We start from the raw sequence: 18,819 nt of genomic DNA, 5'->3' as shown, positions 1-18,819 counted from the left end.
CATGCGTATCCATGCCAGAAAGACCCACCCTGCGAATCACGCGCCGCGCCAGATTCCGCATGTCTTCGAATGCGCCCGCTGCGATGCGATCGAGCTGCGCCAGTCCCCGCGCCTGCCCGAGGGCTGGGATGTCGAATACATCGACGATGAAGCCATCGCCCACTGCCCCGATTGCACGCTCGATCTGATGGCGGGAGCCGTCCAGTGAGCGCGCCGATCACCCCCGAAGAGCGCGAGGACATGCGCTTCCGTCTCGAAAACGAGGCGCTCGGCAGGATGGGCGACCGCTGGGAACGGATACTCGTCCGTCTCTACCTCGGCCTCGCTGCCAGCGGTGGCGGCGTCGTGCTCATGGCCTACGCCGCGCGGGAGCTGCTGCGATGATCGCTATCCGCAAGGCACAGGCCGCCGCGCGCGAAGCCGTCATCGCCGCCCGCTTCCATGGTGAGCCGCTGCCTGCCAACCCCTATTGCCCCGGCTCCGCCTCGCACCGCTGGTGGACTATCGGGATCGAGCGCGCCCAGACTGCCGCCGACAATCTCCTGCGGATCGGACGCTGACCGTGCCGCCGCTGGTTATCACCCCCCGCGCGATCGAGCGCTTCATGGAGCGCGTCGGCGGCACGCAGGCACAGGCCGAGGCGGCGCTGGCCAGCCCGGCGGTGCAGATCGCCGCCCGATTCGGCGCACGCTGCGCGCGCACGGCAAAGGCGCGGATCCTCCTGCGCTTCTGCGATGGCCTCGCCGTCGTCATCACCGTGGTTCCGCTGGATTACACACCCGCCCAGCTGATCCCCTTCTCGCACGGCGGCGTGCCGTGGCTCCGCCGCAATTTCACGAACACCGGCCAATGACCGCCCCGAAACTGTCCCCCCATCAGCTGCTCATGCTGCGCACGTCGCATTTCGATCCCAAGGACGGATGCGGCTTCGGCGTCGGTCTGCGGAGCGCCGCCACTTGGCGCACGGCCCGCAGTCTAGAAAAGCGCGGGCTGGGCTGGATTCAAGGCGGCCACCCCAACGGCTCGGAAATCGAAGGCCTGTTCTTCGCCAACCGCAACGGCACCGAAATCACATTCCCGGCCGAGCTGGAAGCTTTCCGCCGCCGCACAAAGAGGTTCGAACCATGAACATTCCGCCCCGCAAGCGCTTCGATCACACCTGCACCGTCATCATCCGCTGGTCGGAAGAAGACCAGGTCTGGCTGGCCGAATGCCCGGAACTCTGGCCCTGCATAACGCACGGATCCACGATCATCGAGGCGGTCAAGATGCTCGACGAGATGATCGACGGGCTTGAAGACCTGTGAACGCGCCTATCTGGATAGGCTACGATCCGGGCGCGCCGGAAGGCGACATGACTATGGTCCGCATCGGCCCGCACACGCTCTATTGCGCCGACGCCTACCGGCTGCGCCCGCAGCTTGGCTTCTTCGATGCCGAGGTGATGGACCCGCCCTACGTCATCAGGACGGCGGGCGGCGGATCGTTTCGCAAGCACCGGCCTTATCTCGACCAGATCCAGCAGGAGGGCCTCGATCGCGGTTTCGATCACAAGATCATCAATCCGCTGCTATGCGGCAGCGTCGTCGTGTTCTGCCACAACGACCAGTTGCCAGGCGTCTCGGCTTATCTCAACGGCCTGTTTCACCGATTCGCACTATGCGTCTGGCGCAAACTCACGCCCATGCCCGTCGCCAACAAGCACTACGTGCCCGAATTGGAGCTGTATTTCCACGCATGGAACCGGGGCTATCACCCTGAGGGCAGCCTCGCTGACCTCAAGCGCGTGGTGGAATGCCGGTCCCGTGCCCTGAAGGACTACGCGCATCCCGCGGTCAAGCCCGACGAAGTGATGAACAAGATCCTTCGGAACGTCTCCGGGCGCACCGTCATCGATCCTTTCATGGGCACCGGCAGCACCGGCGTTGCTGCGATCCGCGCGGGCAAGATCTTCACCGGCATCGAGCACAACCCGAAGCACTTCCAAACCGCCATCGCCCGCATCTCCGCCGCCTGGGAACAGGCGAACCGGTGACACAGCAGCTACTATTGACTGAAGCGGAAGCCGCAGATCGGCTGCGCCTCTCGATCCGGACCTTGCGAAAGGCCCGGAACGAGGGGCGTTTGCACTACGTGTTGATCGGGCGAGCGATCCGCTACACGATTGCGGACCTCGAATCGTACATCGAAACTCTCCGCCAGGTGCAGCCACCATTTTCACCGAACGATCCCACCCGCAACGTCACCAGCACCGGCAAGCGCCGGTCGGGCGAAGTGATTTCGTTTACGGAGCGCAATCGCGCCCGGTGATCACGTGAGCGTCTACAAGCCCAAGGGCAAACCGCACTTCCATTATGACTTCCAGTTTAGGGGCCGTCGCTATCACGGCTCCACAGGCTGTGACACCAAGCGCGCTGCCGAAGCATTCGAGCGGCGCGAACGGCGTTTGGCCGCGCTACCGGATGAACGCCGCCCGCCGATCACTGTGGATCAGGCCGCAGGCCTCTACCAGGACCACGCCGAGCTGCTGCCCAGCTGGCCCACCATGAAGTACATGCTGGCCGAGCTGGTCCATGGCCTTAACCCGAATCGCCTGCTTTCCGAGATTTCTCAGCGCGATTTGCAGATCTACTTCGCACGCCGTCGCGATTCGCGATCGAGCGCATCGGTGAACCGCGAGATTGAAAACGCCCGCGCCGTCTGGCGCCGGGCCATGCGCACGAAGTACGATATTGGTGAGATGCCCGATTGGGCGCAGCTGATGTTGAAGGTGCCGCGCAAGCCGCCGCGTGAGCTGGAGATTACCGAGGAGAAGAAGCTCTTCCTCGCCATGCGTAATGACGTGGCCGATGCCGTCGATTTCCTGCTCAAGTCGGGATGGCGCCGCAGCGAGGTCTTGGGCCTGCGCTGGGAAGACGTCAGCATTCCCCGCAAGGTCGCCGTCACCCGCATCAAGGGCGGCGATATCGTGACCCGTCCTCTCACAACTGCCCTGGTCGAGATCATTGTACGCCAGCCTCCTTGCGATGATGAGGAAGGGCAGCCCTTCGTGTTTACCTATGTCTGCCAGAAGAGCAGGGGAGCACGCCGCAAGGGCAAGCGCTATCCGCTGACGCCCACGGCCCTGCGAAAGCCGTTCGACCAGGCGCGGACGGATGCCGGAGTAAGCAATTTCCGCATCCATGATCTGCGCCACACGCGCGGCACGCGAATCGTGCGCGCGACGGGATCTCTGGCGGCCGCGAAGGAAGCTCTCAAGCACCGCCGCATCGAAACGACGCTCCGCTACGCGCACGTCCTGGACGAAGACGTCCGCAACGCCCTCGAAGCGAGCGAGTCCCGACATAGTCCCGACCAGGATAAAAAGGGGAGGCGGAAAGCCTAGCTTTCCTGCGGCACACAGGCAGATTGACAACTGCCGTGTAAACGAGATGCTCTACCAACTGAGCTAATCGCCCGGAGCCTGTGAAGGCGAACCGTGAGGACGCGCTATTGGTGGAATTCTTCGCTGTCGTCAATGCCTCCCGGCGCATCATTCTTCATTGCGGTTCCACACAGGTTCGGTGCGCAAGCCGAGTTATCAAGGCTGAGGGAATCGGCTACAAGCGCTCGGGACGATGAAAAGCCTGTTTCCTTTCCGCTCCCGACGATCTCCGGCCGAGGCTCCGGCCCAGAGCGAGGCTCAGCCGCCACTGCCGCCCGGTGGTGTACCTCCTGTTGCGACCGCAGCGATGCAGCCGAACGGCGGCGTCGGGGCGACGCCTGCGCCGCGCCCTTCGCGCTGGCGCCGGGTATGGCGCTGGACGCCGCGGATTCTGGCAGGGCTGCTGGCGGTGTTCATCGTGCTGGTCGGCTGGCTGGCGATCACCGCGCCGCTGTCGAAATCGCTGCAACCGATCACCCCGCCGCGCATCACCCTGCTGGCGGCAGACGGCACGCCGATCGCGCGCAACGGCGCCGATGTGGCCGCGCCGGTCGAGATCGCCAAGCTGCCCAAGATCGTGCCCGAGGCTTTCGTGGCGATCGAGGACCGGCGCTTCTATTCGCACTGGGGATCGATCCGCGCGGCATCGCGCGCGCTTCGTTCAACAACCTGATCGGCCGCTCGACGCAGGGCGGCAGCACGATCACCCAGCAGCTAGCCAAGTTCACGTTCCTCTCGCCGCGCCGCAGTCTGGTGCGCAAGGGGCAGGAAGTGCTGATCGCATTTTGGCTGGAGGCCTGGCTGACCAAGGACCAGATCCTCGAACGCTACATGTCGAATGCCTACTTCGGCGACAACACCTATGGCTTGCGCGCGGCGGCGATGCACTATTTCCACCGCCGTCCGGAGAACCTGACGCTGGGACAGGCGGCGATGCTGGCAGGCTTGATGAAGGCGCCGTCGTCACTCGCACCGTCGAGCCACTACGATCTGGCCGAAAAGCGCATGCGGCTGGTGCTGCAGGCGATGGCAGACAACGGCTATATCACGCAAAGCGCGGCCCATGCGGTGCGCGATCCCAAGCTCGACGTGCGTGTGGCCAGCAATCTGCCCACCGGCACCTACTTCGCCGACTGGGCCCTGCCTCAGGCGCGCAAGCTCGATCCGGGCACCTATGCCGAGCAGAACTATACGACCACGCTCGATGCCCGTCTGCAGATCGCCGCGCGCGATGCGATCGCCAGTGCCGGGCTCGGCAAGGCGCAGGTCGCACTGGTGGCGATGCATCCCAATGGCGAGGTCGTGGCGATGGTGGGCGGCAAGGATTATGCCGACAGCCCGTTCAATCGCGCCACGCAGGCGCGCCGCCAGCCGGGATCGACCTTCAAGCTGTTCGTCTACCTTGCCGCGCTGCGCAAGGGCTGGACGCCCGAGGACACGATCGACAACACCGCCTTCACTACCGGCAGCTACCGCCCGCAGAACGCGAGCGGCCACTATTCCAAGACGATCACGCTGGCCGATGCCTTCGCGCGCTCAAGTAATGTCGCGGCGGTGCGCCTGTTCCAGAATGTCGGCGATGATGCGGTGATCGGCATGGCCCGCGAACTGGGTGTGACCTCGCCCTTGCCCAGCGGCGATCCCAGCATTGCGCTGGGCACCGCTTCGATGACGCTGCTGGAACTGACATCGGCCTATGCGGGCGTGGCGGGCAATCATTTCCCGGTGACGCCCACCGCGTTCCCGGTGCCGCCGTCGCACTGGTACGACTGGTTCCTCGACCGGCGGCACAGCCTGTCGGACAAGGTCCATGCCAATATGGAGCAGCTGCTGCGCGGGGCGATCAATCACGGGACCGGGCGCGCGGCAATGCTGCACGCGGCCAACTTCGGCAAGACCGGCACCAGTCAGGATAACCGCGATGCCCTGTTCGTGGGCTATTCGGGCAATCTGGTGGTGGGCGTGTGGGTCGGCAACGACGACAATTCCTCGCTCAAGGGTATCCATGGCGGCAGTGCGCCTGCGCAGATCTGGGGCCACTTCATGCGTCAGGCGCTGGGCGAGCAGGCCGCGCCAAGGCCACGTCCGAACCCCGGTGGCCCGGTCCAGCCGCTCGACGTGCCCGATCTGGGCGACGTGCCGGTGGAGGTGGGCAACCTCCACATCGACAATGGCAGCGCTTCGATGTCAGGCTCGATCAACGGCGTGCCGCTGGATGTGCGGATCGACAGGAACGGGGTGAACCTGAACGGCCAGCCCTTGGTCAATCCCAGCGGTCTGCCGAGCCCGGCGCCGACATCCGGCAAGCCGCCCGCCACGCCTCCGCCTGCGCAGGATGCGCAGGCGCAAGGGGACTGACGGAACTCTTACCAGTCCCACCAGCGGCGACGGCGCGTTATCGGCGCTGCGTCGTACGTAACGTGCGTGACCGGCTGGACGTGGGGTTGGACCGCCTCGGCCCGCGCGGCGCGCAGCTCCGCTTCGTGAGCGCGCAACTCGGCATCGTGCGCCGCCAGGTCCTCGCGGCGGGCTTCGCGCAGGGCATAATAGTGGTGCCACATGTGGCTGTGCGCAAAGGCCAGCATCAAGCCGCCGATCAGCGCAAGATCACGCAGCGCCGCGCTGACCTGCACCGGGTCGTCGATGCGATGGTGGAAGAACAGGATCGTCGCCGCGCAGAACAGGCCGAGCAGCACCGACACCGCGCGCACGGCAAAGCCGAAGGCAAGACATAGTCCGAAGATCAGCTGGAACAGCCCGGCGACCAGCGTGAAGCTGACAGGCAACCCCGCCCCCAGCAACGCCAGCTTCGCCTCGCCGGGGGTAAGCAGCATCCGGGCACCGGCGACCGCGAAGATCAGCGCCAGCAGAATGCGCCCGAGAATGGCAATGGGTTTCGACATCGACTCTCTCCCATGGGCTTAAACCCTTGTGGAGAGAGAAGCGTCCGGAGTGTCGTCAGGTTCCGGACGCTGGAAAGTCGGCGTTGTCGCTCAGAGACGCGGCAGCGTCACGCCGCGCTGGCCCATGTACTTGCCCGCGCGGTCGGCATAGCTGACCTCGCACGGCTCGTTGCCCTTGAGGAACAGGAACTGGCAGGCGCCCTCGTTGGCATAGATCTTGGCGGGCAACGGCGTGGTGTTCGAGAACTCCAGCGTGACGTGGCCTTCCCAGCCCGGCTCCAGCGGGGTGACGTTCACGATGATCCCGCAGCGCGCATAGGTGCTCTTGCCAAGGCAGATCACCAGAACATCGCGCGGCACGCGGAAGTATTCCACAGTGCGGGCGAGGGCGAAGGAGTTGGGCGGGATCACGCAGACGTCGGTCTTGCGATCGACGAACGAGTTGCTGGCGAAGTCCTTGGGATCGACCACCGCCGAATCGACATTGGTGAAGATCTTGAACTCGTCCGCCACGCGCGCGTCGTAGCCATAGGACGAAAGGCCGTAGGAGATGCAGCCGTCACGGCGCTGGCCTTCCACGAACGGCTCGATCATGCCGGTTTCGAGGGCCTGCGTGCGGATCCACTTGTCGCTGAGGATAGACATATTCGCTGCTTTGCCGATGCGCGGGAGTTTGTCCACTCCCCCACCAGCGTCCACGGGCTTTATTCCAAGCTTAACACAAGGATGGTACGCCTTGCCGCCATGACCAGCCCTGCCCGCATTCTCGTCGTCTTCGGCACCCGCCCGGAAGCCATCAAGATGTTCCCGCTGATCCATGCCCTGAAGGCGGACGAACGCTTCGAATGCGTCGTCTGCGTTTCGGCGCAGCATCGTCAGATGCTCGATCAGGTGATGGAGATCGCCGGGATCGTGCCCGACCATGACCTTGACGTGATGCAGCCGGGCCAGACGCTCGACGGGCTGACCGCCACGCTGCTCACCGGCCTCGGGCAGGTGATGGATACGGTTTCGCCCGACCGGGTGGTGGTGCAGGGCGATACGGCAACGGCGATGGCAGGCGCGCTTGCGGCCTATTATCGCAAGATCCCGGTCGATCATGTCGAGGCGGGCTTGCGCAGCCACAATATCTATCACCCCTGGCCCGAGGAGGTGAACCGCAAGATCATCGGCACGATGGCCAGCCTGCATTTCGCGCCGACCGCCACTGCCGCCGCTGCGCTTATCAACGAGAACATCGATCCCGCCCGCGTCCATGTGACCGGCAACACGGTGATCGACGCGCTCCACTGGGTCAGCGGCGAGATCGGCAAGCGCCCCGAACTGGCGGGGGACCTTGCCGCGCTGGAACAGCGCTTCGCGGGCAGGCGAATCATCGGCGTCACCAGCCACCGGCGCGAGAATTTTGGCGAGGGGATGGAACAGATCGCGCAGGCGATTCGCCGGATTGCCGAGCGGCCCGATGTGGCGGTGATCTTCCCGGTGCATCTCAATCCCAACGTCCGCCATGTGATGAACGAGCGTCTGGCCGGGCTGGACAACGTCGCGCTGATCGAGCCGCTCGACTATCCGCACTTCGCCAGGCTATTGAATATCGCGGACATCATGCTGACCGACTCGGGCGGCGTGCAGGAAGAGGCCCCGGCGCTCGGTCGCCCGGTTCTGGTCATGCGCGAGACGACCGAGCGGCCGGAAGGCGTCGAGGCAGGCACCGCGAAACTGGTCGGGACCGATGCAGCGCGCATCGTTTCCGAAATTTCAACCCTGCTCGACGATAAGGATGCCTACGAGGCCATGGCCCGCGCTCACAATCCGTTCGGTGACGGAGACAGCGCGCGCCGTATCGTGGAGCTGCTGGCGAATGAAATCGGATAACAAGCCTGACGTCTGTGTCGTGGGCCTGGGCTATATCGGCCTCCCCACGGCGGCGGTGATCGCCCGCGCAGGCTGCAAGGTACTGGGGCTGGACGTGTCGCAGCGGGTGGTCGACACGATCAATCGCGGCGAGATCCATATCGAGGAAGTCGATCTCGATGGGCTGGTGCAGGGCGTCGTCTCGCGCGGGCTGCTCTCGGCCTCGATCGAGGTCGCACCTGCGGACATCTTCGTGATCGCGGTGCCGACGCCCTTCGACGAGAACCACGCGCCGGACATTTCCTATGTGCTCTCGGCGGCGCGCACGATCGCGCCGGTGCTCAAGGCTGGCGACGTGGTGATCCTCGAATCGACCTCGCCGGTCGGCACGACCGAGCAGATGCGCGACATGATTGCCGAGATGCGCCCCGATCTTAAAGTACCGGGCCTGACGCGCGAGATTCCCGATATCTCGATCGCCTATTGCCCCGAACGCGTGCTGCCGGGCCGCATTCTGGAAGAACTGACCAACAACGACCGCTCGATCGGCGGCATCACGCCGCGCTGCGCGCGCAAGGCGCTGTCGTTCTACAAGCGCTTTGTGCGCGGCGAATGCGTGACCACCGATGCGCGCTCGGCGGAAATGACCAAGCTGGTCGAGAACGCCTATCGCGACGTCAACATCGCCTTCGCCAACGAGTTGTCGATGGTGGCGGACCGCATGGGGCTGGATGTGTGGGAGGTGATCCGCCTCGCCAACCGCCACCCGCGCGTCAACATCCTGTCGCCGGGACCGGGCGTGGGCGGACACTGCATCGCGGTCGATCCGTGGTTCATCGTCCACAGCGCGCCCGAGGAGACGCCGCTGATCCGCACCGCGCGCGGCGTGAACGACGGCAAGATGCACCATGTCATTGCCCGCGCCGAAGCACTGCTGGAAACTCATCCCGAGGCACGCGTGGCCTGCCTTGGCCTCGCGTTCAAGGCCAATATCGACGATTTCCGCGAGAGCCCCGCGCGTTTCGTCGCCAGCCGCCTGGTACGCCGTTTCGGCAGCCGGATCAGCGTGGTGGAGCCTTATGCCGCCGAACTGCCGCTGGAATTCAAGGATACCGGCGTCGCGCAGATCGATATCGACGATGCGCTGGAGATCTGCGATATCCTGATCGTGCTGGTCGATCACGACGTGTTCCGCGTGGTGCCGCTGGCCGAGCGTGCGGACAAGCTGGTCTACGATACGCGCGGCATCTGGCCCGATCAGCCGCGTGTCGTGCGCGAGGAAGAGGCGAAGCTGCGGCTCGCCGTCTGAAACGCCGCTACGCATCAGCCACCTACAGAAAGGGCCGGTCCTGATGGACCGGCCCTTCGTGCATCAGGCGTCGCCTGCGCGATCAGCGATGGCAGACGCGCACGCGGTGATGATGGCGCCACTCGGTGTGGCACACCACGCGGTGATGATGACGTGCCCAGGCGCCGTCGTGCGGACGGGCCGAAGCCGTGGCCGGAGCCAGGGCGAGAAGCGCGGCAGCAGCGGCAAGCGTGCCGCCGGCGGCGGCGAGAATGGTCTTGGTCATGGTGTCCGTTATCCCTTCCTAATGGACGATCCCGATTGTAACGCCGGGATTGCTCTTAGGTTGCAGACGGGACCAATCCCCTACTTGCAGACCTTCACCTTCTTGTGGTTCTTCACCACGTAACGGCACGAAACCTTCTTGGCCGGGGTCTTCTTGACGACGACCTTCTTGGTCTCGACCTTGTGCGCAGGGGCAGCGATCGCGGCAACCGGCAGCGCGGCGCCCAGCGAAAGCGCGGAAATCAGGGCGATATGGATGTTCTTCACGTGACGATACCTTTTCCGAGACGGTCGCACCCGTCGCAAGGCTCTCAAGCACGGAACGTCCGTTCAGGGGAGCCGGGGCATCGCAGATACCGGTCGGTCTGTCGCAGCGCGGGGTAAAGCCCCGGCAAGCAGGCTCAGTCCTGGCCGAATGCGTTGGGTATCGGGCCGGGATTGCGCTTTTCCTGCCGGGCCAGTTCGCGGCAGGACCGGATCGTCTGGACCACGAAAAGGATCAGCAGTACCACGCCGACAGTGCCGACGAACCAGTCGAACGTGGTCATCGTCGTCATGTCGCGCTGGCGGTCGCCGAAGATCAGCATCGACAGCGTGAGACCGATCAGCACGAAGCGCAGTTCGGTCGGCCCGGCGGACAGGTAGGACAGGCGCATCTCGCCCAGCACGCGCACGGCCAGGAAGGCGTGGACCGAGAGCAGCAGATAGCCGACCAGCGCGATCAGCGCGATGTCGAGGCGGACGTAAGGGCTGAAGCCGATCCCGGCGAGGATCAGGAACGTCGCGAGGCCATCGCAGCTGTGATCGAGGAAATAGCCGTAGCGCGGACGCTCGATCCGGCGGAAGCGGGCGAGGCTGCCGTCCATCGAATCGCCGAACCACTGGATCACGTAGCCGGGCAGACACAGCAGCAGCCAGTCCTCGTTCAGCAGGCTGGTGGTGTAACCGGCGAAGATCAGCAGCGCGCCGAACATGCCGATCCCGGTCAGCAGGTCGGGAAATACCCATTTCGGCATGCGTGGACAGAGCCAGTTGAGCAGCCGTCGCTCACCCTTGGCGAGGAAGTTCTGCTGGATACGGTCGATCGCTTGCGGGGCCGGGCTATGCATTGCGCCTTATCGTGACAGAACGAAGACTTGGCAAGCCCGGCCTGCCGTGGGCGCAGGCCGGTTTGGGACAGTGCGAGAACCGCGAACAATTGTCCTTTATTTTCAGCAGGCCACCACGTTTATCGCAAGGCCGCCCTGGCTGGTTTCCTTGTACTTGCTGGACATGTCGAGCCCCGTCTGGCGCATCGTCTCGATTACCTGATCGAGTGAGACGCGCGGCGTTTCGCCATCGTGCAGCGCCAGTTTGGCAGCGTTCACAGCCTTCACCGAGGCGATGGCATTGCGCTCGATACAGGGGATCTGCACCAGTCCGCCCACCGGATCGCAGGTCAGACCAAGGTTATGCTCCATGCCGATTTCGGCAGCGGCGCAGACCTGTTCGGGCGTACCGCCCCAGACGGCAGCGAGCCCACCTGCCGCCATCGAACAGGCCACGCCGACTTCGCCCTGACAGCCCATTTCCGCGCCCGAGATAGAGGCGCGCTGCTTGTAGAGCATGCCGATCCCGGCTGCCGTCAGCAGGTAACGTCGCGCCTTGGCGGGCACCGCCAGATTGCCGTCGCTGCAATACTGGCGCAGCAGCGAGGGGATGATCCCCGCCGCGCCGTTGGTGGGCGCGGTGACGACGCGGCCGCCGCTGGCGTTCTCCTCGTTCACCGCCATGGCATAGAGATTGAGCCAGTCCATCAGGGTTTCGGCCTGATTGTCCTGTGGGCGCGAGATCAGCTTCTGGTGGATCGAGCGTGCCCGGCGGCGCACGCCAAGGCGCCCCGGCAGCAGGCCATCGCGCTGGAGCCCGCGATCGATGCAGGTGTTCATCGCCTCGGCAATGGCATCGAGGCCCTCCAGCGTTTCGGCTTCGGGGCGGCGCACGGTCTCGTTCGCGAGCATGACCGAGGCGATGTCGAGACCGCTGGCCTTGCAGACGGCCAGCAGCTCCTCGCCCGAGCCGAAGGGGTGCGGGACGGGCGGGCCACCCGGCACCTGATCGTCGGGCACCGGACGTTCCAGTTGCTGGCGCGTCGAATAGAAGCCGCCGCCGGTCGAGAAATAGTCCTGCCGGGCCAGTTCGCTGCCCGCTGCATCGAAGGCGGCGAGCACCATGCCGTTGGGATGAAGATCTGGAATGCAGTCGAAATCGAGCACGAGATCGGTGGCGGGATCGAAGGCGATGCCCCGAGCGCCCAGCAGTGCGACGCGCTTTTCGGCGCGGATGCGCGCGGCGGCGGCGTGAGCCTCGTCAGGCTCGGCGGTCTCGGGGCGGAAGCCCGCAAGGCCCATCAGGCAGGCGTCGGGCGTGCCGTGGCCATCGCCGGTCAGCGCCAGCGAGCCCTGAAGCTCGATCCGGATACGCGCTACGGTATCGAGCACGCCATCGTCGGTCAGCGTTTCGAGAAACCGCGTGGCGATGCGCATCGGTCCGACGGTATGCGAACTGGACGGGCCGAGCCCGATGCGGAACAGGTCGAGCGCGGAAATCATCGGGCCGCGCGCCCGCTATCGATGGTCATGTCTGTTGTTCGCCATGGTGCCGCGAGTCCATTTCGCGTGCCTTCAGGCGGGAAGGGATTAGGGCAAGGCGGCGAAGTTGCAATGGGCCAGTCCTGACCGATGCACAGGGGACCAGCCCTAGATCCCGGCGTACCAGGCATAGGCGCCGTTATCTTCCCAGTAGCCGCCCCGGCCGCCATAGATCCCGGCCAGCGAGGCGACGGCCTCGATCCGGGTGACGAACTTGGCGTGCTTGTAGCCCAGCTGCCGTTCCACCCGCAGGCGCAGGGGCGCGCCGTGCGCCTGTTCGAGCGGGCGCCCGTTCATCGCCCAGGCGAGGATCGTCTGCGGGTGAAAGGCATCGGCCAGATCGATCGATTCGTAATAGGGCCGCCCGTGGTAGAGGTCGGCGCAGTGGAACACGATGTAGCGCGCCTGCGGTTGCAGCTTGGCCATCGTCAGCACGGCGCCCAGTTGCGGCCCGGTCCACTGGCCGATCGCGCTCCAGCCCTCGACACAGTCATGCCGGGTGATCTGGGTGCGTTGGGGCAGGGTTTTCAGGGCTTCGAGCGAGATCGACAGCGGTTGCTCGACGAGGCCCCCGACTGCAAGATGCCACTGCGCAAAGCCGCGTGCCAGTTGCGCCTGATAGGCCGGATCGGCAACTTCGCGGCTGCCATTCGCGCGGAAGTTGGGCGACATCTGCGAGGCCGTAAATTCTTGTGCCAGCGCATCGCGCCCGAACAGGCGCTGCGTCGCCTCATGCAGGTCCTGCGCGGATTCGAGCGAGGCGCGGAAGGTGCGGTTGTCGAACAGCTTGTCGCAGCCGGACAGCAGCAGCGATCCGCCGCCCAGCGCCGCGCCGCCCGCCAGCCTGCCGACGAGGCCGCGACGGGTGAGCAGCAGCCGGCTCACGCTTCGGGGCCTTTGCTTTCAGGGGTGCCGGGCAGGCGATACCAGCCCGTCACCATCCCGCGCAGTTCGTTGATCGGCCCTGCCAGCAGGACCATCGCCAGATGGACGATGACAAAGGCGACCAGCGCGAAGGCACACAGGAAATGGACCGAGCGTGCCGACTGGCGCCCGCCGAACACCTCCGCCGCCAGCGGAAACCATGCATCGGTGCCCGGCGACATCGCCAGTCCGGTCAGGATCATCAGTGGCAGCAGGCCGAACAGCACTCCGGCATAGGATATCTTCTGGAGCGCATTATAGCGCAGCGCGGCAGCCCCTTGGGGAAAGCGCAGCCGGGCATGGTCGGCGATCTCGCGGGCGAGGTGGCGCGGATGCCATTCGCTTCGCCGGATATGGATATCGCGTTGTAGGTGGCGGTTCGCCAGCGAGACCAGCAGATAGAGCAGCAGCCCCACCGCCAGCACCCAGGCAAAGGCGAGGTGCCAGATCCGCGCGATTGACAGGCTGTAGCGGCTCGGGATCGTCGTCCATCCGGGGAAGGCATGGCGCTGGATCTGCCCCTGCGGATCGCGCCACAGGCCGAGCGTACCGGTGGTTTCGACCCGGACTTGCCCGATCTGGAGATAGCCGAATTCGTGCGTTCCGGTGCGCGCCGAGCTGATCTTCAGCCATGGATGGTCATAGTTCGCGCCATACTGGCCCCAATAGAGCATCGGGTGCGCGTTGAAGATCATCAGCCCGCTCATCAGCATGACGAGCAGCGTCACGGCATTGATCCAATGCCACAGCCGCGTCGACAGGCGGTGGCGACGGACCAGTGAGCCCGCTTGCGGCAGGCTGTCAGGGGCAGGCTCTCCGGTCGCGTCCATGCTGGGGAAGGTGGAGAGCGGGGCGGGCCCGGTCAAGTCGCGCAATCATGCGCCGATCAGATGGACGGCGATTTCGCGCCGGTGCGGGCGGCGGCGATGTTCGGCCAGATAGATGCCCTGCCATGTACCGAGCGCGAGTCGACCGTCGATCACCGGGATCTGCAGCGAGACGCCGGTCAGGATGGCGCGCAGGTGTGCGGGCATGTCGTCCGGCCCTTCGTCGTCATGGGCATAACCGGGGCCTTCCGGGGCCAGTCGCTCGAACCATGCGGCAATGTCGAGATGGACTTCGGGTGCGGCGTTTTCCTGGATCAGCAGCGAGGCCGACGTGTGGCGGCACAGCAGGGTCAGCAGCCCCTCGCGAATGCCCGTATCCCGCTGCCAGACTGCGATCTCGCGCGTTATGTCGTGCAGCGCGCGCCCACGGGTTTCGAAGGGAAGGATTGCGCTCGATTGTTGCATTGCCGCATCTGCCGGAAAAATTGATCGGCCTGCGCAAACTCGGGACTTTCGCAATCCGGCGTTAGGCGACAGGCACAATATTCAAGACAATTTAACCAAGATCGCGCAAAAGTCTTCCCTGAGATGGCACCTGCTTCGTCCCGCCTGCTACATCTGATCGTGCTCCCCGTCATCGTGAGCACCGCGTACTGCGTTGCGGCCATCGCATCGCTGTCGCTGACGCGCGGGGTCGATGGATTGGCTGCGATCTGGCCGTCGAGCGGGATCGCGGTGGCTGGGATGATCCTTGCCCGAAAGGGGCAGCGCCGCTGGATAGCACTGGCCGTCGCCATCGCCAGCATGACCGCCAACACGATAATGGGCTCGCCCCTTTTGACGTCGCTGGGGCTGACATGCGCCAATGTGACCGAGCCGATCATCGCCTGGCTGCTGATGCGGCGGATCGGCAGCCATCAGGACTCGCTCTATAACCTGACGTCGGTGGCGCGCTTCTGCTTTGCGGCAGTCACGGCAGGCGTCGCCAGCGGTCTGGTGTCGAGTCTGGCGACGGGACAGTATTCGGACGAATTCGCGCTTTCGTGGATATCCACTGTCAGTCTTGGCATCATGATCGTGACGCCGGCGATACTCAGCTTTGTGCGCAGTCCGGCAGCAGCCCACGGGGCCTCGGGCGAGGGGCGCGGCAAGACCGTGCTGACGGCGCTGGCGGTGCTGATCGTGACGCTGCTGGTCTTCGGGCAGTCCAGCTATCCGGTGCTGTACCTGCCGCTGGCGGCAGTGATCTTCGCGACATACCTGCAAGGTGCGCGCGGAGCGACCTACAGCGTGCTGCTGATCGCCGTAGTCGGCTCGGTTTCCACATGGCTGAACATCGGGCCGATCCCGCTGCTGAAGGCGCCCAATCAGGCTTCGGCGATCCTGTTCTTCCAGTTCTATCTGCTGACGCTGCTGCTTTCGGCCATGCCGCTGGCGGCGCTGCTGAATACCCGCCAGCGCCATTATGAGCAGATTGCCCGCACGATGCGCTGGCTGGAGCTTTCCGAGCGGTTCTCCAAGGTCGGCCACTGGCGGCTGGAGCTTCAGAGCGGCCAGCTTTACTGGTCGGACGAGGTGTTCCGCATCCATGGCCTGTCCGAGCACGGGCCGCTGCCGCTGGTCGAGGATGCGATCAACTTCTACCATCCCGATGACCGCGCCATGGTGCAGGATTTCGTGACCGCGCTGATTGCCGATCATGTTCCTTTCGAGTTCGACGCGCGTATCCTGCGGGTGGATGGCGGCCTGCGCCACGTTCATTCGCGCGGTGAGATCGAATGCGACGAGGGCGGTCGTCCGATCGCGATATTCGGCATTTTCCAGGACGTGACCGACCGCGTGCTGGCGACGATGCAGATCGCCGAGGCACAGCGTGTCGCGGAATCCGAGGCCCAGCGTGCCAACGAACTGGCGCAGACCGATCCGCTGACCGGCATTGCCAATCGTCGTCGCTCGATCACCGTGCTCGAAGAGGAGTTCGAGCGCGCGCGGGACAGCGCCACCCCGCTGGCTGTGGGCATTCTCGATATCGACCACTTCAAGTCGGTGAACGATACCTTCGGGCACGCGGTGGGGGATATCGTCATCCGCACGGTCGCGCAGACCTGCCGCCAGATCCTTCGGGGAACCGATCTGGTCGGGCGCATCGGTGGTGAGGAATTCGTGCTGGTGCTGCCCGGCGCATTGCTGCCGGTCGCCTCCATGTCGGTCGAGCGGCTGCGTCTGGCCATCGCCGCGATAGACTGGGCGCCGTTGCAGGTCGGGCCGGTAACGGTCAGCATCGGGCTGGCTGCGCTGAATGCGCAGGGCGATTGCTACGAACTGCTGCAGGAAGCCGATCGTGCCTTGTACGAGGCCAAGCAGGCGGGCCGAAACCGGATGTGTCTGGCCGCGTGATTTCCGCGCATTCGCGGCATCTCGTTTGCGCTGGGCCGCGCACGCGCTATCAACACCGGCAGGACAAAGGCGAGCGACACCACCCTTATGCAGACACCCACTATCGTACTGGTCGAAGATGACGGCCCGCTGCGTACCCTGACGGCGCGGGCCTTGCGCCAGAGCGGTTACAACGTGCTGCCTGCGGCGACCGGCGCGGAAATGGCGACGCTTCTGCGCGAGGTGACGCCGGACCTCATCATTCTGGACATCATGTTGCCGGGCACCAGCGGGCTCGACCTGTTCCGCCGCCTGCGCCGCGAAAGCGATGTGCCGATCATCTTCGCCAGCGCGCGGGGCAGCGAGGAAGACCGCGTGCTGGGGCTCGAACTCGGCGCCGACGATTATCTGGCCAAGCCGTTCAGCACGCGCGAACTCGCGGCGCGCGTTGCCGCCGTGCTGCGCCGGGGCAATGGCGAGGCGAATGGCCTGTCCGAACAGGTGCCCGCAGGCACGATCCGTTTCGAGGGCTGGACGCTGTCGCTGGCCCGGCGCGAACTGCATTCGCCCAGCGGCGCGATGGTCGACCTGACCGGGGCCGAGTTCGACCTGCTCGCGACGTTCGTCGCCCATCCGCAGCGGGTGCTGGGGCGCGAGCGGCTGATCGAACTGTCGCGCACCCGGCTGGGGGACAGCTCCGACCGCAGCATCGACGTGCTCGTCAGCCGGTTGCGCCGCAAGCTGGCCGATGGTGACGATCAGGGCCTGATCGCGACGATCCGTGGCGTGGGCTACATGTTCCGCGCCGATATCGAGAAGTTCTGAGCATCCGACGCATGGGCTTCTTCCACCGGCTCACCCTGTCGCAGCGCCTGCTGGCGATCCTTGTACTGGCGACGGTGCTCGACATTGCCGCCAACGTGGTGCTGCTCGATCGCGCCAATGCCGTGCAACTCCACCGCGACGATGCGGCGCGGATTGCGGAAAGCGCGGTTCTGGCCGGGCATCTGCTGGAATTGCTGCCGCAGAGCGAGCGTCCGGCGGTGGCGCAGAGCCTTTCGAGCACACGTTTCCACACCCAGTGGGCGACGAAGCCTCCCGCTTCGGGGTCGAGTGTCGGGCTCACCTCGATGCGCCAGCAGATCGTCGCGCAGGCGCCTGCGCTCGCCAAGCGCAGCCTAAAACTGCATGTCGGCAATGCGCTTCTGGGCGATGAGGTGGGCGGATCGCTGAAGCTGGCGGATGGCACCTATCTGGTCTTCGAGACCGACGTGCGCAGCGCCTGGACGCTCGATGCCGCGCGCCTGCTGGGCATTGCCTTTCCCAATCTGGTGCTGGTGCTGACGGTCTGGCTGCTCGCCCGTGCGATCCTCGAACCGTTGCGCGCGCTCGTTTCCGCGACCCGCCAGGTGGGCACCGCGCCGCCCACGCCGATCGTCGAGCGCGGCCCTGCCGAAGTGCGCCAGCTGATCGGGGCGATCAACCAGATGCAGCACCGCATCGACCAGTCGCTGCGCGATCGCACGCAGACGATGCTGGCGATCGGGCACGACCTGCGCACGCCGCTCTCGCGCCTGCGCCTGCGGCTCGATGGCACGCCAGAGGCGGCGAGCGAGGAGGAAGCGGCGCTCGATCCCGAGAGTCGGCAGGGCTTCGAGACCGACATTACCGAGATGCTCCACCTGCTCGATTCGTTGCAGGCCTATGTCGATGGCAACGGGCGCGAACTGCCGCCCGAGGGCCTCGATGTCGCCGTGATGGTGGCGACGCTGGTCGACAGCGCTGCCGACATCGGCGCCGATGCGACTTACTTCGGGCCGGACAATCTCGAAATCATGGCGCATCCGGTCTCGCTGCGCCGCGCGGTGTCGAACCTCATCGAGAACGCGCTGCATTACGGCGGCTGTGCCAAGGTGGTGCTCACGGCCTCGGTCGCCGAAGTGGTGATCGCCGTCGAGGACAACGGGCCGGGTATCCCGAGGATCGCATCGCCGATGCGTTGCAGCCGTTCGTGCGGCTCGACAGCGCGCGGGCGCGCGATACTGCCGGAATGGGCCTGGGCCTTGCCATCGTCGCGCGGGCGGTCGGGGTCGAGAACGGCAAGTTCGAGCTGGCCAACCGCGCAGGCGGCGGCCTTCGTGCGACGATCCGGCTGCCGCGAAAGCCGGACGGCGAATTGCCGCGTCGCAGCAATACTTCGTAACGCAAAGGCACCAACCGGGAAAAACGCGCCCCCTATTCTCCTCAGCAACAGCCCGCCGTGATCGGACGGGCACCGGCTTCACCGCCGGTTTTGCCAAGGAGAAAC

The 18,819-nt window shown here is 65.4% G+C and carries 22 protein-coding genes and 2 pseudogenes; 15 read left to right on the top strand and 9 right to left on the bottom strand.

Annotated elements, in window-relative coordinates:
* The first annotated feature begins 1 nt into the window (after position 1).
* From CI805_RS01415 to CI805_RS01370, 10 genes and pseudogenes are all read left to right on the top strand, one after another.
* Entirely contained in the window at positions 2–208 is a 207-nt protein-coding gene (locus CI805_RS01415) for a hypothetical protein (RefSeq protein WP_260925369.1), read from the top strand.
* Positions 205–384: a hypothetical protein gene (locus tag CI805_RS01410; protein WP_260925367.1), complete on the top strand. Its 180-nt coding sequence runs from the start codon at positions 205–207 to the stop codon at positions 382–384. Before CI805_RS01415 ends, CI805_RS01410 begins: the two co-directional genes overlap by 4 nt.
* Positions 381–560, top strand: a complete 180-nt coding sequence (locus tag CI805_RS01405) for a hypothetical protein (protein ID WP_260925365.1) — start codon at positions 381–383, stop codon at positions 558–560. The genes CI805_RS01410 and CI805_RS01405 overlap by 4 nt, the downstream gene beginning before the upstream one ends.
* 2 nt (positions 561–562) lie before the next feature.
* Positions 563–853, top strand: a complete 291-nt coding sequence (locus tag CI805_RS01400) for a hypothetical protein (protein WP_260925363.1) — start codon at positions 563–565, stop codon at positions 851–853.
* Positions 850–1,128, top strand: a complete 279-nt coding sequence (locus CI805_RS01395) for a hypothetical protein (protein WP_260925361.1) — start codon at positions 850–852, stop codon at positions 1,126–1,128. The genes CI805_RS01400 and CI805_RS01395 overlap by 4 nt, the downstream gene beginning before the upstream one ends.
* The gene (locus tag CI805_RS01390; RefSeq protein WP_260925359.1) at positions 1,125–1,307 is read left to right on the top strand and encodes a type II toxin-antitoxin system HicB family antitoxin; all 183 of its coding nucleotides are present in this window, start codon (positions 1,125–1,127) and stop codon (positions 1,305–1,307) included. The genes CI805_RS01395 and CI805_RS01390 overlap by 4 nt, the downstream gene beginning before the upstream one ends.
* Positions 1,308–1,360: 53 nt before the next feature.
* The gene (locus tag CI805_RS01385; RefSeq protein WP_260925355.1) at positions 1,361–2,035 is read left to right on the top strand and encodes a site-specific DNA-methyltransferase; all 675 of its coding nucleotides are present in this window, start codon (positions 1,361–1,363) and stop codon (positions 2,033–2,035) included.
* On the top strand, positions 2,032–2,310 hold the full coding sequence (locus tag CI805_RS01380; protein WP_260925353.1) for a helix-turn-helix domain-containing protein: 279 nt from the start codon (positions 2,032–2,034) through the stop codon (positions 2,308–2,310). The genes CI805_RS01385 and CI805_RS01380 overlap by 4 nt, the downstream gene beginning before the upstream one ends.
* 4 nt (positions 2,311–2,314) lie before the next feature.
* Positions 2,315–3,385 (top strand): tyrosine-type recombinase/integrase, encoded by a 1,071-nt coding sequence (locus CI805_RS01375; protein WP_260925351.1) that lies wholly within the window; start codon positions 2,315–2,317, stop codon positions 3,383–3,385.
* 346 nt (positions 3,386–3,731) lie between these two features.
* Positions 3,732–5,782 (top strand): annotated as a pseudogene (locus tag CI805_RS01370) (transglycosylase domain-containing protein).
* A gap of 8 nt (positions 5,783–5,790) precedes the next feature.
* Here the strand turns inward: CI805_RS01370 and CI805_RS01365 are convergent.
* Together CI805_RS01365 and dcd are read right to left on the bottom strand one after the other, a co-directional pair.
* On the bottom strand, positions 5,791–6,327 hold the full coding sequence (locus tag CI805_RS01365; RefSeq protein WP_260925349.1) for a DoxX family protein: 537 nt from the start codon (positions 6,325–6,327) through the stop codon (positions 5,791–5,793).
* 90 nt (positions 6,328–6,417) lie between these two features.
* Positions 6,418–6,972, bottom strand: a complete 555-nt coding sequence (dcd, locus tag CI805_RS01360) for a dCTP deaminase (protein WP_260925346.1) — start codon at positions 6,970–6,972, stop codon at positions 6,418–6,420.
* 99 nt (positions 6,973–7,071) lie between these two features.
* Here dcd and wecB point away from each other — a divergent pair, with 99 nt between their 5' ends.
* Together wecB and wecC are read left to right on the top strand one after the other, a co-directional pair.
* Complete coding sequence (gene wecB / locus CI805_RS01355; RefSeq protein ID WP_260925344.1) at positions 7,072–8,202, top strand: non-hydrolyzing UDP-N-acetylglucosamine 2-epimerase; 1,131 nt, start codon at positions 7,072–7,074, stop codon at positions 8,200–8,202.
* On the top strand, positions 8,189–9,490 hold the full coding sequence (gene wecC / locus CI805_RS01350) for a UDP-N-acetyl-D-mannosamine dehydrogenase (RefSeq protein ID WP_260925342.1): 1,302 nt from the start codon (positions 8,189–8,191) through the stop codon (positions 9,488–9,490). Before wecB ends, wecC begins: the two co-directional genes overlap by 14 nt.
* An 82-nt stretch (positions 9,491–9,572) precedes the next feature.
* Here wecC and CI805_RS01345 read toward each other — a convergent pair whose 3' ends face one another.
* The 7 genes from CI805_RS01345 to CI805_RS01315 all read right to left on the bottom strand — a co-directional run bounded on the left by CI805_RS01345 (position 9,573) and on the right by CI805_RS01315 (position 14,600).
* Entirely contained in the window at positions 9,573–9,755 is a 183-nt protein-coding gene (locus tag CI805_RS01345; RefSeq protein ID WP_260925340.1) for a hypothetical protein, read from the bottom strand.
* Between the two features lie 80 nt (positions 9,756–9,835).
* A complete protein-coding gene (locus tag CI805_RS01340; RefSeq protein WP_260925332.1) occupies positions 9,836–10,021 on the bottom strand; it encodes a hypothetical protein in 186 nt (61 codons plus the stop codon).
* A 134-nt stretch (positions 10,022–10,155) separates the two neighbouring features.
* Positions 10,156–10,863: a CDP-alcohol phosphatidyltransferase family protein gene (locus CI805_RS01335; RefSeq protein WP_260925330.1), complete on the bottom strand. Its 708-nt coding sequence runs from the start codon at positions 10,861–10,863 to the stop codon at positions 10,156–10,158.
* Positions 10,864–10,965: 102 nt separating this feature from the next.
* On the bottom strand, positions 10,966–12,345 hold the full coding sequence (locus CI805_RS01330; RefSeq protein WP_260925328.1) for an L-serine ammonia-lyase: 1,380 nt from the start codon (positions 12,343–12,345) through the stop codon (positions 10,966–10,968).
* A 147-nt stretch (positions 12,346–12,492) separates the two neighbouring features.
* A complete protein-coding gene (locus tag CI805_RS01325) occupies positions 12,493–13,269 on the bottom strand; it encodes a molybdopterin-dependent oxidoreductase (RefSeq protein ID WP_260925326.1) in 777 nt (258 codons plus the stop codon).
* A complete protein-coding gene (locus CI805_RS01320; RefSeq protein ID WP_260927698.1) occupies positions 13,266–14,138 on the bottom strand; it encodes a cytochrome b/b6 domain-containing protein in 873 nt (290 codons plus the stop codon). The genes CI805_RS01325 and CI805_RS01320 overlap by 4 nt, the downstream gene beginning before the upstream one ends.
* 45 nt (positions 14,139–14,183) lie before the next feature.
* On the bottom strand, positions 14,184–14,600 hold the full coding sequence (locus CI805_RS01315; protein WP_260925324.1) for a secondary thiamine-phosphate synthase enzyme YjbQ: 417 nt from the start codon (positions 14,598–14,600) through the stop codon (positions 14,184–14,186).
* 159 nt (positions 14,601–14,759) lie between these two features.
* On the opposite strand from CI805_RS01315, the gene CI805_RS01310 reads away from it, so the two are divergent.
* The 3 genes and pseudogenes from CI805_RS01310 (at position 14,760) to CI805_RS01300 (ending at position 18,714) form a co-directional block, all read left to right on the top strand.
* The gene (locus CI805_RS01310) at positions 14,760–16,532 is read left to right on the top strand and encodes a sensor domain-containing diguanylate cyclase (protein ID WP_260925322.1); all 1,773 of its coding nucleotides are present in this window, start codon (positions 14,760–14,762) and stop codon (positions 16,530–16,532) included.
* Between the two features lie 87 nt (positions 16,533–16,619).
* A complete protein-coding gene (locus CI805_RS01305) occupies positions 16,620–17,336 on the top strand; it encodes a response regulator transcription factor (protein WP_260925320.1) in 717 nt (238 codons plus the stop codon).
* Between the two features lie 11 nt (positions 17,337–17,347).
* Positions 17,348–18,714: pseudogene (locus CI805_RS01300) on the top strand (ATP-binding protein).
* Positions 18,715–18,819 lie beyond the last annotated feature (105 nt).

Origin of the sequence: Novosphingobium sp. 9 (genome assembly GCF_025340265.1) — a bacterium.
In the GTDB taxonomy this organism is placed as follows: Bacteria; Pseudomonadota; Alphaproteobacteria; order Sphingomonadales; family Sphingomonadaceae; genus Novosphingobium.
Note: the sequence above shows the minus strand (reverse complement) of the source record. Positions and strands in the feature narration are given on the sequence as shown.